Below are 15521 nucleotides of genomic sequence, written 5' to 3' on the forward strand. Positions count from 1 at the left end.
GCGTTCCACCAGCGCCGCGGCGCGCTCGATTTTTTGGGGGGTGTCGGTCAGCAGGGTGGCGATCGGCTGCCCGCGGCGCACCAGGGCCCCGGGCTTGACGTGCAGCTGCACCCCCGCCCCGGCCTGCACCGCATCCTCCTTGCGGGCCCGCCCGGCGCCCAGCGTCCAGGCGGCCAGGCCGATGTCCATCGCGTCCAGGCGCAGCACGCTGCCCTCGGCCGGGGCGTAGATCGTGTGCGATTCCTTCGCCTGCGGCAGCGGCGCGTCCGGGTCCCCGCCCTGGGCGGAAATCATGGCCCGCCACTTGTCCATCGCCCGCCCGTCGTTCAGCGCCGCGCGCACGTCCACATCGCGCACCCCGGCACCGGCCAGCATTTCCTCGGCCAGCGCCACGGTCAGCTCAACCACGTCCTGCGGTCCGCCGCCGGCCAGGACCTGCACCGATTCGGCGACCTCGATCGCGTTGCCGGCGCTCAGCCCCAGCGGGGTGTCCATGTTGGTCAGCAGCGCCACGGTGTTCACCGACGCGTCCGCGCCCAGGTTGACCATGGTGGTTGCCAGTTCGCGCGCGCTGGCCTCGTCCTTCATGAACGCCCCGGAGCCGACCTTCACATCCAGCACCAGGGTGCCGGTGCCCTCGGCGATCTTCTTGCTCATGATGGAGGAGGCGATCAGCGGGATGGCCTCCACGGTGCCGGTGACGTCGCGCAGCGCATAGAGCTTCTTGTCCGCCGGCGCCAGCCCCGCCCCGGCCGCGCAGATCACGGCGCCGACCTCGGATAGCTGGGCGAACATCTGCTCATTGCTCAGGTTGGCCCGCCATCCGGGAATGGATTCGAGCTTGTCCAGGGTGCCTCCGGTGTGCCCCAGCCCGCGCCCGGACAGCTGCGGGACCGCCACCCCGAACACCGCCACCAGGGGCGCCAGCGGCAGGGTGATCTTGTCCCCCACCCCGCCGGTGGAGTGCTTGTCGGTGGTCGCCAGGCGCCGCCCGGAGGCGTCGGTGAGCGTGGAGAAGTCCATGCGCTGTCCGGAGTTGATCATCGCGGTGGTCCAGCGCGCGATTTCCGCCCGGTCCATCCCGTTCAGGAAGATCGCCATGTTCAGCGCCGCCATCTGCTCCTCGGCGATCACCCCGCGGGTGTAGGCGTCGATGGTCCAGTCGATCATCTGCGGGCTCAGCCGCCCGCCGTCGCGTTTGGTGCGGATCACCTCAACCGCGTCAAAGGCCTCCATTGCCATCTTGCTCCTCCTCCTGCTGCGCGCTCTGCCGCGCTGGCGTCTCAGGTAGTGTCCGCGCCCCGGCTCCTGCCGGGCCCGGCCCGGCGGGTTCGCGGTGTCCGGTGCGTTCCAGGTTCTGCGGCCCGAATGCGTCGGGCAGCAGCTCGTCGATGCTGCGCACCCCGCGGGCGGTCTTGATCCGCAACGGGTTGCCGCGGTGCTCGTAGAGCAGCTGCCGGCAGCGCCCGCACGGGGTGATCAGCTCCGCCTGCCCGCCGACGGGGCGGCCCAGGCACAGGAAGTGGGCCAGGGTTCCGCCGCCGGTGGCGAACAGCTGGCCGAGCATCGAGCATTCGGCGCACAGGGTCACCCCGTAGGCCGCGTTTTCGATGTTGCACCCGGAGACCAGGCGCCCGTCGCTGCTCAGGGCCGCGGCTCCGACCTGGAAATTCGAGTACGGCACGTAGGCGTTGTCCAGGGCCGCGGTGGCCGCAGCGTGCAGCCGCGACCAGATCCGCTCTTCCTGCCCGCCCTCGGGCACCGGGATCTGCGCAGGATCGCCCTGCGGGCGGGGCTGTGACGGCACGGCTACTCCTTCGTGTACGGTTCGCCCACCGCGGCCGGACCGCGGGAGCGGCCCACCAGTCCGGCCACGGCGAAGATGGTCACCAGATAGGGCATCATCGCCATGAACTGGCTGGGCACCGGGGTGCCGATGATCGTCAGGGTCACCTGCAGGTTGTCGGCGAAACCGAACAGCAGGGCCGCCATGAACGCGCCGATCGGGTTCCAGCGCCCGAAGATCACCGCGGCCAGGGCGATGAAGCCGCGCCCGCCGGAGATCTCCTTGGTGAAGGAGTCGATGGCCACCAGGGTGAAGAAGGAGCCGCCGATGCCGGCCACGATCCCGCCCAGGGTGACGTTCCAAAAGCGCATCACGTTGACCTTGATGCCCAGGGTGTCCGCGGCCTTGGGATGCTCGCCCACCGCCCGCACACGCAGGCCCCAGCGGGTCTTGTACAGCCCGAACCAGACCAGGAACACCGCAATGTACATCAGGTAGCCGACCACGGACTGCTTGAACAGGATCGGGCCGATGACCGGGATGGCGCTCAGCCCGGGAATCTCGATGATCGGCAGGCGCCCGGGCGAGTTGAACAGTTCCGGGTCGCGCTGCATCACCGTGGTGAACAGGAACCCGGTCACCCCGGAGACCAGCACGTTTAGCACCACGCCGACGATGATCTGGTTGACCAGGTACTTGATGGAGAACAATGCCAGGATCAGTGAGACCAGGGCCCCGGCCACGCCGGCGGCGACCAGCCCGGCGAACACGTTGCCGGTGGTGGAGGCAACAATCGCGGCGGTGAAGGCGCCGGCCAGCAGCTGGCCCTCAATGGCGATGTTCACCACGCCCGACCGCTCGCACAGCACCCCGGACAGCGAACCGAACACCAGCGGCACGGCCAGCACCACGGCCCCGGCCAGCAGGGAGGCCAGCGAAATGGTGGTCACGTTCGCCCCGGAGACCACCCAGATCAGGAACGAAAGCACGAACAGGACCGCGAAGACGATCACGATCCAGCGTTCGGTGGCCAGCCCCTGCCTGCGCCGCACCCAGGAGTAGACCGCGCCGGCCGCCAGCAGCACGCCGATCACCAGGTTGGTGGCCTGGCCCGGGAAGACCAGGGTGGGCAGTTCGAACGCGTCCCCGGCGCTGGAGAGGCGGAAGTGCGCGGCCTCGCTGCTGCCCAGCAGGCCAAAGCCCACCAGCACCAGCACGGCAATCACCGACAGGAACACCGGGGTCTTGATCGGCACCGCCGGACGGGTGGGCAGCACGGAGGTAGGCAAAGTCTGTGCGGTCATCAGGCACCAGCCTTAGTCGAAACGGGACGCTTGGAGGACGCGGCACGCGCGCGCTTCTTCTTGTTCAGGCCGAAGATCGCCTTCACCAGCGGCGGGGCCGCAATGAACAGCACGATCAGGGACTGGACCACCAGCACGATGTCGATCGGGGTACCGGTGGAGATCTGCATGTTCACCGCGCCGGCGCGGAAGGCGCCAAAGAGCAGCCCGGCAAAGAAGGTGCCCCATGGGGTGGAGCGGCCCAGCAGCGCCACGGTGATCGCGTCAAAACCCAGCGACCCGGCGATCCCGGCGGTGAGCACCTTCTCGGTGCCCGCCACCTGCGCCACGCCCGCGGCCCCGGCCAGCGCCCCGGCCAACGCCATTGCCAGCATGGTCGCGCGGGCCACGTTCACCCCGGCGGTCTGTGCGGCGGCCGGGTTGTGCCCCACCGCGCGCAGCTCAAAGCCCAGCGTGGAGCGCTTGAGCAGCCAGGCCACGAAAATGGTCAGCGCGATCGCCATCAGGAACCCCAGGTGCAGCCGGGAACCGGGCAGCGCCGGGAAGACGGCGGTGGAATCAAGCACCGGGGAGATCGGGTTGGTGCCTCCGGGGCGGCGGAACGCCGCGGTGTTCATCAGGTAGTCCAGCAGGTACAGCGCCACATAGTTGAACATGATCGTCAAGATCACCTCGTGCGCGCCGGTTCGGGCCTTGAGCACGCCCACCAGCCCGCCCCAGATCGCGCCGCCGAGCAGGCCGAAGATGATCACGACCAGCAGGTGCAGCACGATCGGCAGGTGCCAGGCGAACCCGGCGTAGGCGGCCATCGTCGCGCCAATGATGATCTGCCCCTGCGCGCCGATGTTGAACAGCCCGGCCCGGAAGGCCAGCGCCACGCCCAGCCCGGCACAGATCAGCGGCGTGGAGACGGTCAGCGTCTCCAGGAACGGGGCGAAGCCCCGGGCCGAGTTGTAGATCGAGCCGTTGAACAGCGCCACATAGGATTCGGTGCCCGCGTGCCACAGCGCGGAGAGGAAGTCGGTGGGCCGGGCGAAGAAATACCCGGCGGTCTTGATGACCTTCTCGTCGGTCACGGCAATCAGCAGCCCGCCGATCACCAGGGCCACGATCACCCCCAGCACCGAGACCATGCCCGGGCCCTGGGTGATCTTGCGGAACAGGTCGTTGCCCTGCTGCGCGGCGCCGCCGTTGGGCGGCTGCACGGTCTTGGTCTGGCTCACTGGCCTTCTCCTTCCGCCTGGTGTTGCGCCATGGCTTCCTCGGCCGATACCCCGGCCATCATCAGTCCCAGCACCTCGCGTGGGGTTCCGGCCGGCACGATCCCGTTGACCCGGCCCTTGTAGAGCACCGCGATCCGGTCGGCCAGCTCCATCACCTCATCCAGCTCGGTGGACACGATCATCACCGGGGTGCCGGCGTCGCGTTCGGCCACGATCCGCCGGTGCAGGAATTCGATCGAGCCCACATCCACGCCGCGGGTGGGTTGGGAGGCGATGAACAGCTTCAGCGGGCGGGAAAGCTCGCGCGCCATCACCACCTTCTGCTGGTTGCCTCCCGAGAGGCTGGAGGCCGAGTTCAGCTGGTTGTCGGTGCGCACGTCGAAGTCCTGGATCTGCTTGGCGGCGTTGCGCCGCAGCTCGCCCAGGTTCATCGACACCCCCTTGGCGAAGGGGGCACGGTCGTACAGGTCCAGCACCAGGTTCTCCTCGATGGAGAACTCGGCGACCAGCCCGTGCACGGAACGGTCCTCGGGCACGAAGCCGACCCCCGAGCGCAGCACCTGCTTCACGCTCTGGCCGATTAGCTCCTTGCCCTGCAGCTTCACCGAGCCGCCGGTGACCGCCTGGGTGCCCAGGATCGCCTCGGTCAATTCGGTCTGGCCGTTGCCCTGCACGCCGGCCACGGCCAGGATCTCGCCCTGGCGGATGTCGAAGGACACCTGGTCCAGGGTCGTGGTGCCGGCCTCGTCGACGACCGACAGGTCGCGCACCTGGAAGGTCGCCTCCCCGGGCACCGCCGGCTCCTTCTGCAGGGTCAGCTGCACCGAGCGCCCCACCATCAGGTTGGCCAGTTCGGTGGTGTCGGTGTCCGGTTCGACACTGCCCACGACCTCGCCGCGGCGGATCACGGTGATCACATCGGAGACCGCCTTGACCTCGCGCAGCTTGTGGGAAATGAACACGATCGAGGTGCCGTTGGCCTTGAGCTGGCGCATGATCTCCAGCAGCTCGTCGGTTTCCTGCGGGGTGAGCACCGCGGTGGGCTCGTCCAGGATCAGCACCTTGGCCTCGCGCACCAGCGCCTTGATGATTTCCACGCGCTGCTGCACACCCACCGGCAGGTCCTCCACCAGCGCGTCCGGATCCACGTGGAAGCCATAGCGTTCGGAAATCTCCCGGATCTTGGCCCGGGTGACATCCAGGTCCAGCACGCCGGCGGCCTTGGTGGCCTCCGAACCCAGCGCCACGTTCTCGGCCACGGTGAAGACCGGGATCAGCATGAAGTGCTGGTGCACCATGCCGATGCCCGCGGCCATCGCGTCGCCCGGTCCGCTGAACTCCACCGGCTGGTCGTCGACCAGGATCTGCCCCTCGGTGGGCTCGTAGAGCCCGTAGAGCACGTTCATCAGTGTGGATTTGCCGGCGCCATTCTCGCCGAGCAGGCAGTGGATTTGCCCGTCATCGACCACCAGGTCTATGCCCTTGTTGGCATAGAAGGAACCGAAGGCCTTGGAGATTCCCCGCAGTTCGAGTTTCACGATCCCACCATCTTTGGTTGTTTGGGTTCAGGTTGGACACAGTCATGGAGCGCACCAGCCGCGCACCGCTCGGGCGGTGAGCGGTGGCACGCTCCATGACGGTTAGGGGTGTTGTGGCCCTTACTTGGGGCTGGCCTGGGATTCGACCTTCAGCTCGCCGGAGATGATCTGCTGCTTCAGCGCCTCCACCTCGGACTTGGTCTCGTCGCTGACCTCATCTTCGAAGTTGTGGAACGGGGCGATGCCCACGCCGCCGTTCTCCAGGGTGCCCACGTACGGGGTGGCGTCGAAGTTGCCCTCGGTGTCTTCCTTGATGACGTCCTCGACGGCCTGGTCCATGGTCTTGATGACCGAGGTGAGCATGACGTCCTTGTAGTCCGGAGCGGTTTCAAAGCCGTCGGAGTCAACCCAGACGAGCTTGACGTCCTTGCCGGCCGCATTTTCTTCCTTCACCGCGGCGCCGGAGCCCTTGCCGACCGGCCCGGCGACCGGCATGATCACGTCAGCACCCTGGCTGATGAAGGTCTTGGTGACCTGCTTGCCCTTGTCCTGCTTCTCGAAGTCGCCGGTGAAGGTGCCGTCTTGCTTGTCCTTGTTCCAGCCCAGCAGCTTGACGTTCTCGCCCTTGTCCTTGTTGAACTTCTCCACGCCGTCGGCAAAGCCGTCCATGAAGATGGTCACGGTCGGCAGCTTGATGCCGCCGTAAGTGGCCACGGTGCCGGTCTTCGAAGTGGCCGCGGCGACATAGCCGGCCAGGAACGCGGCCTCGGCGGTGTCGTAGATGATCGGCTTGACGTTCTCGATTTTGTTTTCGTACTGGAAGTCAACGATCGCGAAGTGCTTGTCCGGGTTCTCCGCGGCGGCCTTCTCGGTGGCGTCACCCAGCATGTAACCGATGGTCACGGTCATGTTGCAGCCGGCGTTCATCATGCCCTGCAGGTTGCTAGCGAAGTCGGCGTTGGACTTGGATTCGGCTTCCTTGGCCTGGATGCCCAGGTCCTCTTCGGCCTTCTTCAGGCCGCGGTAGGAGGACTCGTTGAAGGACTGGTCGTCGAAGCCGCCGGAGTCCGAGACGATGCAGCCGGTGTAGTCCGACTTGTCGGCGTTGGCGCCGCCTTCTTCCGGGGCCTGGCCACAAGCGGAAAGGGCCAGTGCAGAAATACCGAGCATGGCAGCGGCCACACTGGCCTTACGCGATGCGAAGCGCATGTAATCCTCCATAGAGCGTTGCGAGATATCCGGGAGGCCAGGCACCTGTAACCCAGCGGAAAACTACTTTGCCGTTCGCTGCGCCAGTGCTAACGATCCCATCGTTTCCATAGCCTATATGAGATCAGGCACAGGTACACCGGCTGGAGATTACAAAGCGGTAACTTGCAACACATTCACGGCAAGCGCTTAACGTCAAAGGCCACGTCAGAGCGTTTTACGTCATTGTCAAAGATCCGCTAAAAATTTTCGCCCGGGCTGGGCGCAGAAGCACTAGTCAAGGTCGGCAATCGCGCGCAGACACGCACCGACCATCACCGAGGCCCCCACCCCGATGCATCGCTCATCGGGAATATAGTCCCCACGGTGCAGATCAAACGTCTCCCCGCCCGGGGTGCGGGTGCCCAGGCGCAACATCGCCCCGGGAACCTTCTGGGTCATCCAGGCGAAGTCCTCCCCGCCCATCGACTGCGGGGTCAGGCCGATGTTCTGCGAGCCGATTTCAAACCGGGCGGCGCTTTCAATCAGCCCGGTCTCCTCGGCCGTGTTCACCACCGGCGGCACCCCGCGGGTGTGCTGCAGCTTGATCTCCACGCCGTAGGGGGCCGAGACCTGGCGGACCGTCTCATCCAGCAGCTGCCCGGCGGCGAACCAGGCCTCCCCATCCAGGCAGCGCATGGTTCCGGCTAGGTAGCCGGTGGCCGGAATCGCGTTCGGGGCGCTGCCGGCGTGAATTTGGCCCCACACCACCGACACGGCCGAGCGCACGTCGACCTTGCGCCCCAGCACCGCCGGGACCTGGGTGGCGATCTGACTCATCGCAAACACGACGTCCTCGGTCAGGTGCGGGCGCGAGGTATGCCCGCCGCGGCCGTTGACCTCAATGCGGATGGTGTCGCTGGCCGAGGTGATTGCCCCGATGCGGGTGCCGATCTGCCCCACGTCGATGCGCGGGTCGCAGTGCAGCGCCAGGATGCGCGGCACCTCGTCCAGCACGCCCTGTTCGATCACCGACAGCGCGCCGCCGGGGATCTTCTCCTCCGCCGGCTGGAAGATCACCCGCACGCGGGCATTGAGCAGCCCCTCGTCATCCAGCTTCTTCAGGGTCAGCGCGGCCCCGAGCATGACCGTAGTGTGGATGTCGTGGCCACACGCGTGGGCCACCCCCTCGTTGACCGAGGCGTAGGGCAGGCCGGTTTCCTCCAGCACCGGCAGCGCGTCGATGTCCGCACGCAGCCCGATGGCAAGCTCCCCGCGGCCCACATCGACCCAGGCGCCGGTGTTGTTCATCGGCACCGGTTCCAGCCCGGCGGCCCGCAGCTGGGCCAGGATCATCTCGGTGGTGCGGTATTCGGCGAAGGACAGCTCCGGATTGCGGTGCACGTCGCGCCGGAAGTCGATCAATTCGGGCAGCAGCTGCTCAACCCAGGGCTTGACCGAGGGGATGGTGGCATTCCGATACTTCACTGTCCGCATCCTTCGAAGATACGCGTCGGTAGGTCCGCTGGGATAGTTTCTGCGTAATCTTGCAGCGAACCGTGAAACACTGCTGCCCATGCCAGGGCCACGCCAAGGGCTTGCCAAACACCTCGGCCCCCGCACCGCACCCCAAAAACGGGGGCGACGCGGGGGCCGAGGCGTTGCCGTCCGGCAGCCGGCTCCGGTTAGGAGGCCTGGTCCTCGCGGATCATCTCGGCGCAGCGCTCACCAATCATCATCACGGTGATGTTCGGGTTCACGGTCACCAGTTCGGGCATCACCGAGGCGTCGGCCACGCGCAGGCCCTTGACGCCCTTGACGCGCAGCTGCGCATCCAGCGGGGAGAGCACATCGTCATCGGCGCCCATGCGCACGGTGCCGGCCGGGTGGTACACGGTGTTGTGGGTGCGGCGCAGGTAGTCGAAGATCTCCTCGTCGCTCTGCACGTCCTGTCCCGGGTAGAGCTCCTGGCCCGCCCATTCGGCCATCGGCGACTGGGCGACGATCTCACGGGCCTTGCGGATCCCGTAGGTCATCACCTTGCGGTCGTGGCCCTCCGGGTCGGTGAAGTAGCGCGGATCCACCATCGGCTTGTCGCGGAAGTCCCGGCTGCGCAGGCGCACGGTGCCGCGCGACTTGGCGTGGGTGACGTTCGGGGTCAGGCAGAAGCCGTTCTCGGTGCTCGGGTAACCCTGGCGCAGGGTGTGCATGTCGAAGGGCACCGACCCGTAGTGCATCATCAGGTCCGGGCGGTCCAGCCCCTCTTCGGTGGCGGCGAAGATGCCGATCTCCCACCACTGGGTGGAGGTTTCCACCATGGGCTTCTTGGCCTCCCACTGGATCACGCCCTCCGGGTGGTCCTGCAGGTGCTCGCCGACGCCCGGAGCGTCGACCACGACCTGCACACCCACCTGGGACAGGTGCTCGGCCGGGCCGATGCCCGAGAGCATCAGCAGCTTGGGCGAGTCGATCGCGCCGGCCGAGACGATCACCTCGCGCCGGGCGTTCAGGGTGGTGGTGCGCCCGAACGCGCCCTCCACCACGTCCACGCCGGTGCAGTTGCGCTCGGCGTCGAAGTTCAGCTGGCGCGCTTGCAGGCCGGTGAGCAGGGTGAAGTTCTCCCGGTTCCGGATCGGGTGGATGTAGGAGACCGACGAGGAGGAGCGGGTGCCGTCTTCGCGGCGGTTGATCTGGAAGAAGTTCGCGCCGTTGATCACGGTTTCATCGTTGTTGAACTTCGTCCGGGGCAGGCCGATCTGCTCGCAGGCGTCCAGGATGGCCACGCCGCAGGGGTCCTCGGCCGGAACGTTCATCAGCTTCACCGGGCCGGAATCGCCATGGTGCGGGGCCTCGGGCCCGGCGTCCTCATTGGTTTCCAGCTTCTTGTACAGCCGGTAGGCCATCTGCGAGTTCCACCCGGTGGCGCCGAACTTGCTCTCCCACTCATCCAGGTCCTCGCGCGGGGCCCAGAAGGCGATGCAGGAGTTGTGGCTGGAGCATCCGCCCATCACCTTCGCGCGCGAGTGGCGCATGAACGAGTTGCCGTTCTCCTGCGGTTCGATCGGGTAGTCCCAGTCGTACCCGGACTCCAGCAGCTCCATCCAGCGGTTCAGCTGCAGCACCTCATCGATGCCGCGGTCATCGGGGCCGGCCTCCACCAGCGCCACGCTGACCTCGGGGTCCTCACTGAGTCGGGCCGCCACCACGGCGCCGGCCGATCCGCCGCCGATGATGATGTAGTCGAAGTCGGTTTTTGCACTGTCCTGATGCATCAGTCATTCTCCTCGTCGTTACTGCACGATTGCGTTGCTACACTTCTGCGTTACCTTGCGTTGGCATTGTCTTGCTCAGTGTCTGTGTCTGTGTTTGCGGCCCCGGCCGCCGCCGGGTCAGCGAGGCCGTGCCGGGCCGGTCCGGCACGCCCCGGTGGGCAGGGGTCCGGCGCTGCGCCAGCGCCCCCGCAGGAGGCTGGCGCAGCGCCGGAACGGGCCGGAGGCGGCTCGCCTACTTGGCGGGGAACCAGCCGGTGACCTGGGGATCCAGGTTGTGGTAGATGTGCTTGGCTTCCTGGTACTCGCCCAGTCCGGTCGGGCCCAGTTCACGGCCCACGCCCGACTGGCCGTAGCCGCCCCATTCGGCCTGCGGCAAGTAGGGGTGGAAGTCGTTGATCCACACGGTGCCGTGGCGCAGACGGGCGGCCACCCGCTGGGTGCGCGAGGCGTCCTGGCTCCACACCGCTCCGGCCAGGCCGTAGTCGGTGTCATTGGCGATGGCCACGGCCTCATCCTCGGTGCGGAAGGTCTCCACGGTGACCACCGGGCCGAACGCCTCGTCGACGACCACGCTCATCCCAGAGCGAACCTGGTCGATCACGGTGGGCAGGTAGAAGTGCCCGGAGCCCAGGCCCGCGCCGTCTTCGTCGGTTGCGGCCCGTCCGCCGCACAGCACGCGGGCGCCCTCGGCGATACCGGCCTGCACGTAGGCGTCAACCTTGGCCAGGTGCTCGGCGGAGATCAGCGCGCCGGTCTCGGTCTGCTCGTCGAACGGGCCGCCCAGGCGGATCTGCTGGGCGCGGCGCACCAGTTCGGCGGTGAATTTCTCGGCGATGGATTCCTCCACCACGATCCGGGCACCGGCCGAGCACACCTGCCCGGAGTGCACGAACGCGCCGTTCAGCGCGTTGTCCACCGCGGCGTCGAAGTCGGCGTCGGCGAAGATCACGTTCGGGTTCTTTCCGCCCAGCTCCAGCGCCACCTTCTTCACGGTGCCGGCGGCCGCGGCGGCCACCTTGCGCCCGGTGACCAGCCCGCCGGTGAAGGAGACCAGGTCCACGTCGCGGTGCTCGGAGAGGATCGCGCCGGCTTCGACCCCGGTGCCGGTGACCAGGTTCGCCACCCCGGCCGGCAGGCCGAGCTCATCGAGCACCTGCATGGTCAGGATCGCGGTGGAGGGGGTCAGCTCCGCGGGCTTGAGCACGAACGAGCAGCCGGCGGCCAGCGCCGGGGCGATCTTCCAGGCCGCCTGCAGCAGCGGGTAGTTCCAGGGGGTGATCATCGCGGCCACGCCGATCGGCTCATGTACGATCCGGCTGACCACGTTCGCGTCCCCGGCGTCCACGATCCGTCCGGCCTGGTTGCCGGCCAGCTTGCCGAAGTAGCGGAAGCTGGCGATGATGTCGTCCATGTCCAGGCGGCCTTCGACGATCCGCTTGCCGGTGTCCAGGGTTTCGGCCAGCGCAAACTCCTCCTTGCGCTCGCTGATCCGGTCGGCGACCTTCAGCAGGAAGTCCCCGCGCTCTCCGGCCGGCACCGAGGACCACACCCCGGAGTCGAAGGAGCGGCGGGCGGCGGCAATCGCGGCCTCGGAGTCCTGCTGGCCGGCCTCGGAGACCGTGGCCACCGCTACCCCATTGGCGGGGCACTGGATGGTGCGGGTGCGCCCGGAGGCCGCCTTTTGGAACTTCCCGTCGATGAACAGGGTCGCGCCCGAATGCAGCAACGGGTTTTCGTTGCGGGGAAAGTCGGTGTCCTGTGGCAGGCTCATGCTTGCTCCTTAGTGGTTGAAATCGGTAGGGAGGTGGTGTCGAAGTCCGATTCCCAGTCGGTCTTCGAGACCCCGTTGCTGTTGATCAGGCTGGGCCCCTCGGCCTCGACCTGGGTGGTCAAGAACGTCATGTGCGCCTCGTACTGGTCCAGCACGTCGCAGATCAGTTGATCCTTGTTCAGGCCCATCAGGTCGTAGCCGTGGCTGCCTTCCTGGGAGAAGACCTCGATGCGGTAGTAGATGTCGTTGCCGGCCGAAACCCTGGCGTAGCTGGGCACCGGCATGGCCACCGGGTAGATCTGGTACTTGAAGGGCCGTTCGTCCCCGTTGCTGACCACCAGGTCCAGCGAATCCAGCTCCAGGTGCTCCACCCGTTCAATATCCAGTGCCACTTCCGCACCGCGGGCGGAGAACTCCTGGCTGACCTCCTCCAGGGCCGGCAGGGCCACCTCGTCCAGGTAGCGTTTGGTGGCCCGGTGCCCGGGGTAGTTCATCGTCCGGGCCAGGCGCTGCTTCCAGCTGCGCCGGTCGTTGGGGGTGCCGATGCGGCTGGAGAGCAGCTTGTGCATGGTGTGCTTGTAGCTGTTGGCCAGCGCGGATTCCACCCGCAGCGACTTGAACACGCCGAGCATGATGAACACCAGCACGAAGGAGAACGGCAGCCCCATGATCACGGTGGCGCCCTGCAGGGTCGGCACCCCGCCCACCAGCAGCATGCCCAGGGTCAGCAGGCCGGTGGCCAGCGACCAGAACAGGCGCACCGGCTTGGACCCGTCGGACTGCGGGTCGGCCAGGTGGGAGGTGAAGTTCGCCATCACCAGGGCACCGGAGTCGGCGCTGGTGACGTAGAACAGCAGCCCGGTGAAGGTGGCGATCGCCGCGGTGATCGGCGCGCCCGGGTATTGCTCCAGCAGCGAGTAGAACGCCTGTTCCGGGGTGTTCATCGCCACCTCGCCAAACGCCTCATTGCCCCCGCGCACCAGGGCCAGCGCACTGTTGCCGAAGATCGAGATCCACAGCAGGATGAACGCGAACGGCACGACCAGCACGCCGGTGACGAACTGGCGGATGGTCCGGCCGCGGGAGATGCGCGCCAGGAACAGGCCCACGAACGGGGCCCAGGCGATCCACCAGGCCCAGAAGAACAGGGTCCAGCTGTTCAGCCAGTCATCGGGGCGGTCGAAGGCGAAGGTGTCCAGCGCCATCGACGGGAAGCGCGAGAGCGTGTCGCCGATGTTGGTGATAATCCCGTCGAAGAGGAACGAAGTGCTGCCGGCCACCAGCACGAACACCATCAGCGCGATGCACAGCAGCACGTTCAGCTCGGAGAGCCGCCGGATGCCCTTCTCCACTCCGGTGAGCACCGAGATCGTGGCCATCAGCACCGCGATGACGATCAGGATGATCTGCCACATGGTGTTCTCCGGGATGTCGAACATGAAGTTCAGCCCGAAGTTCAGCTGGGCGACGCCGATGCCCAGCGAGGTGGCGATGCCGAAGATCGTGCCGAGCATCGCGGCGATGTCCACCGCATGCCCGATCCAGCCGTGGATCCGGTCCCCCAGCAGCGGGTAGAGCGCGGAGCGGATCGACAGCGGCAGGTTGTGCCGGTAGGAGAAGTAGCCCAGGGCCAGGCCGATCAGCGCATAGAGCCCCCAACCCAGGAGTCCGTAGTGGAACAGCGTCCACACCACCGCCTGGCGTGCGGCCTCCACGGTGGAACCCTCCCCGCGCGGCGGTGCCAGGTACTGGGTGACCGGTTCGGAGACCGAGAAGAACATCAGGTCGATGCCGATGCCCGCGGCGAACAGCATCGCCGCCCAGGTGAACAGGTTGAAGGTGGGCCGGGAGTGGTCCGGGCCCAGCCGGGTCTTGCCCACCTTGGAGATCGCGATCCCGATGACGAAGACCAGCACCGCCACGACGATCAGCGTGTAGTACCAGCCGAAGGTGTGTCCGATCCAGGTGACGCACGCGGTAATGACCGCGTCGGCCGATTCCCGGTCGATGATCGCCCACAGGGCAATGGCCAGCACCAGCAGCGCCGAACCGTAGAACACCACCCGGTTGACCCGGGTTTTTGGTGGGGGCGCCTGGCCCGCAGGCGGAGTTTCCCCGCTGGTCTTGGGTGGTTCAGGGGTTGTCGTAGGGGCAGTCATGGCCATTGAGCCTACCAACGAGTAATAAATAGGGCGAGAAATGCACCACAATTCCGCTTGAAGCTTCATGTTTCAACTATTCTTCGAGCCTAGTCACAGGGATTTGCGATTCAGATTTGAGAGTTGATGCACGTTCGGCCGGGACTGGGGCGAAAATCACCGTGCGCAGCCTCTTGCGCGGCACCGCAAGGCGTGTCCTTTCAACCCTTAAATTGGGGCGAGACAGTGACGTTAAATTGGGGCGGGCCAGTGACGTTCCGAACGGCCATTCTAAGCCGTTCCACGAGACCGGATCCCTGCGCCTTTAACACTGCCGGAAATGGCGTCAAGAACCCATTGCTGCCCCGGCCGGTCCAAGCCTCCGCGCAAGGGATTAACGCACCCCGAATCCTGGCCGCCCATCACGGCCAGCTATATGCAACGTTGCCGGTTTTCCGCCAGCGGATCGCCATCGCCATTAACTCCGGCCATGTCCGGATGCGCTTTGGGTTCCCTTAACCAATTGCCTGCAACACCCTGGGGTGAATACGATGGCGCCATGCGACCCGTTCTCCGCCCCTTGGGCGCCCTGACCACCGCCGCCCTGCTCGCGGCCACCCTCACCTCCTGCAGCGAATCCACCCCGGAGGTCAAGCCGGCCGCCGAGGCGCTGAGCGCGGCATTGGAATCCGACGACTTTTCGCAGGTGCCCTTGGCCGCCGGTGCCGATACCGAGCAGGTCAGCCAGATCGTCAAGGAAGCCTTCCGGCGCATGGACGGGATCGGGCACACGCACACCGTGCAGTCGGCTGAGGTGGACGAGGAACCCCAGGGTGAGCAGAAGACCGCGACCGCGGTGATCAACACCGTATGGGACGTCGACCCTGGTGAGAACGACCTGAGCTACCAAACCAACGCGGTCTTTGAATACGACCAGGACGCCCAGGACTGGAAGCTGCGCTTCGACCCGGCCGTCCTGGCCCCCGGCCTGGAGGAGGGCGGCTACCTGGCCGCCCGGAATACCGCGGCGCAGCGTGGTGACATCCTCGGGGCGAAGGGCGCCAAACTGGTCACCGACCGTCCGGTCGTGCGCGTGGGCATCGACAAGACCCGCGCCGAGGCCTCCGAATGGGAGGACTCGGCCCGGGCCCTGGCCAAGCTGGTGGACCTGGATCCCGATGACTACGCCAAGCGGGTCGCCGCGGCCGGGGAACGGGCCTGGGTCGAGGCGATCGTGTTGCGCGATGACGCCGAGCGCGAGGCGACCGATGAAAAGATCAACGCCATCCCCGGGGCGGTCG

Annotated in this window: 10 protein-coding genes and 1 pseudogene; 1 reads left to right on the forward strand and 10 read right to left on the reverse strand. The window is 66.9% G+C overall.

Annotated features, from left to right (window positions below; all coding sequences use genetic code 11):
- From RCJ92_RS10985 to betT, 10 genes are all read right to left on the reverse strand, one after another.
- On the reverse strand, positions 1 to 1242 hold a 1242-nt coding region (locus RCJ92_RS10985; RefSeq protein ID WP_446754582.1), incomplete at its 3' end, for a thymidine phosphorylase.
- The gene (locus tag RCJ92_RS10990; protein WP_349291702.1) at positions 1223 to 1807 is read right to left on the reverse strand and encodes a cytidine deaminase; all 585 of its coding nucleotides are present in this window, start codon (positions 1805 to 1807) and stop codon (positions 1223 to 1225) included. The genes RCJ92_RS10990 and RCJ92_RS10985, both read right to left, overlap by 20 nt.
- 2 nt (positions 1808 to 1809) lie before the next feature.
- Complete coding sequence (locus tag RCJ92_RS10995; RefSeq protein ID WP_138173570.1) at positions 1810 to 3090, reverse strand: ABC transporter permease; 1281 nt, start codon at positions 3088 to 3090, stop codon at positions 1810 to 1812.
- Positions 3090 to 4295, reverse strand: coding sequence for an ABC transporter permease (locus RCJ92_RS11000; protein WP_391495653.1), 1206 nt, complete (start codon positions 4293 to 4295; stop codon positions 3090 to 3092). The genes RCJ92_RS10995 and RCJ92_RS11000 overlap by 1 nt, the downstream gene beginning before the upstream one ends.
- Before the next feature lie 14 nt (positions 4296 to 4309).
- A complete protein-coding gene (locus RCJ92_RS11005) occupies positions 4310 to 5851 on the reverse strand; it encodes an ABC transporter ATP-binding protein (RefSeq protein ID WP_446754583.1) in 1542 nt (513 codons plus the stop codon).
- A 120-nt stretch (positions 5852 to 5971) separates the two neighbouring features.
- Entirely contained in the window at positions 5972 to 7060 is a 1089-nt protein-coding gene (locus tag RCJ92_RS11010; protein WP_446754584.1) for a BMP family lipoprotein, read from the reverse strand.
- 273 nt (positions 7061 to 7333) lie between these two features.
- On the reverse strand, positions 7334 to 8536 hold the full coding sequence (locus RCJ92_RS11015; protein ID WP_446754585.1) for an amidohydrolase: 1203 nt from the start codon (positions 8534 to 8536) through the stop codon (positions 7334 to 7336).
- Positions 8537 to 8724: 188 nt separating this feature from the next.
- The gene (locus RCJ92_RS11020; RefSeq protein WP_138925708.1) at positions 8725 to 10311 is read right to left on the reverse strand and encodes a GMC family oxidoreductase; all 1587 of its coding nucleotides are present in this window, start codon (positions 10309 to 10311) and stop codon (positions 8725 to 8727) included.
- 232 nt (positions 10312 to 10543) lie between these two features.
- Entirely contained in the window at positions 10544 to 12082 is a 1539-nt protein-coding gene (locus tag RCJ92_RS11025) for an aldehyde dehydrogenase family protein (protein WP_343830841.1), read from the reverse strand.
- Positions 12079 to 14241 carry a choline BCCT transporter BetT gene (betT, locus tag RCJ92_RS11030; protein WP_138173556.1) on the reverse strand — a complete coding sequence of 721 codons (2163 nt, stop codon included), beginning with the start codon at positions 14239 to 14241 and terminating at the stop codon, positions 12079 to 12081. The genes RCJ92_RS11025 and betT overlap by 4 nt, the downstream gene beginning before the upstream one ends.
- Before the next feature lie 538 nt (positions 14242 to 14779).
- Here betT and RCJ92_RS11035 point away from each other — a divergent pair.
- Positions 14780 to 15521, forward strand: a pseudogene (locus tag RCJ92_RS11035) (penicillin-binding transpeptidase domain-containing protein); the annotation flags it as partial.

Source organism: Glutamicibacter sp. BSL13, assembly GCF_052928425.1.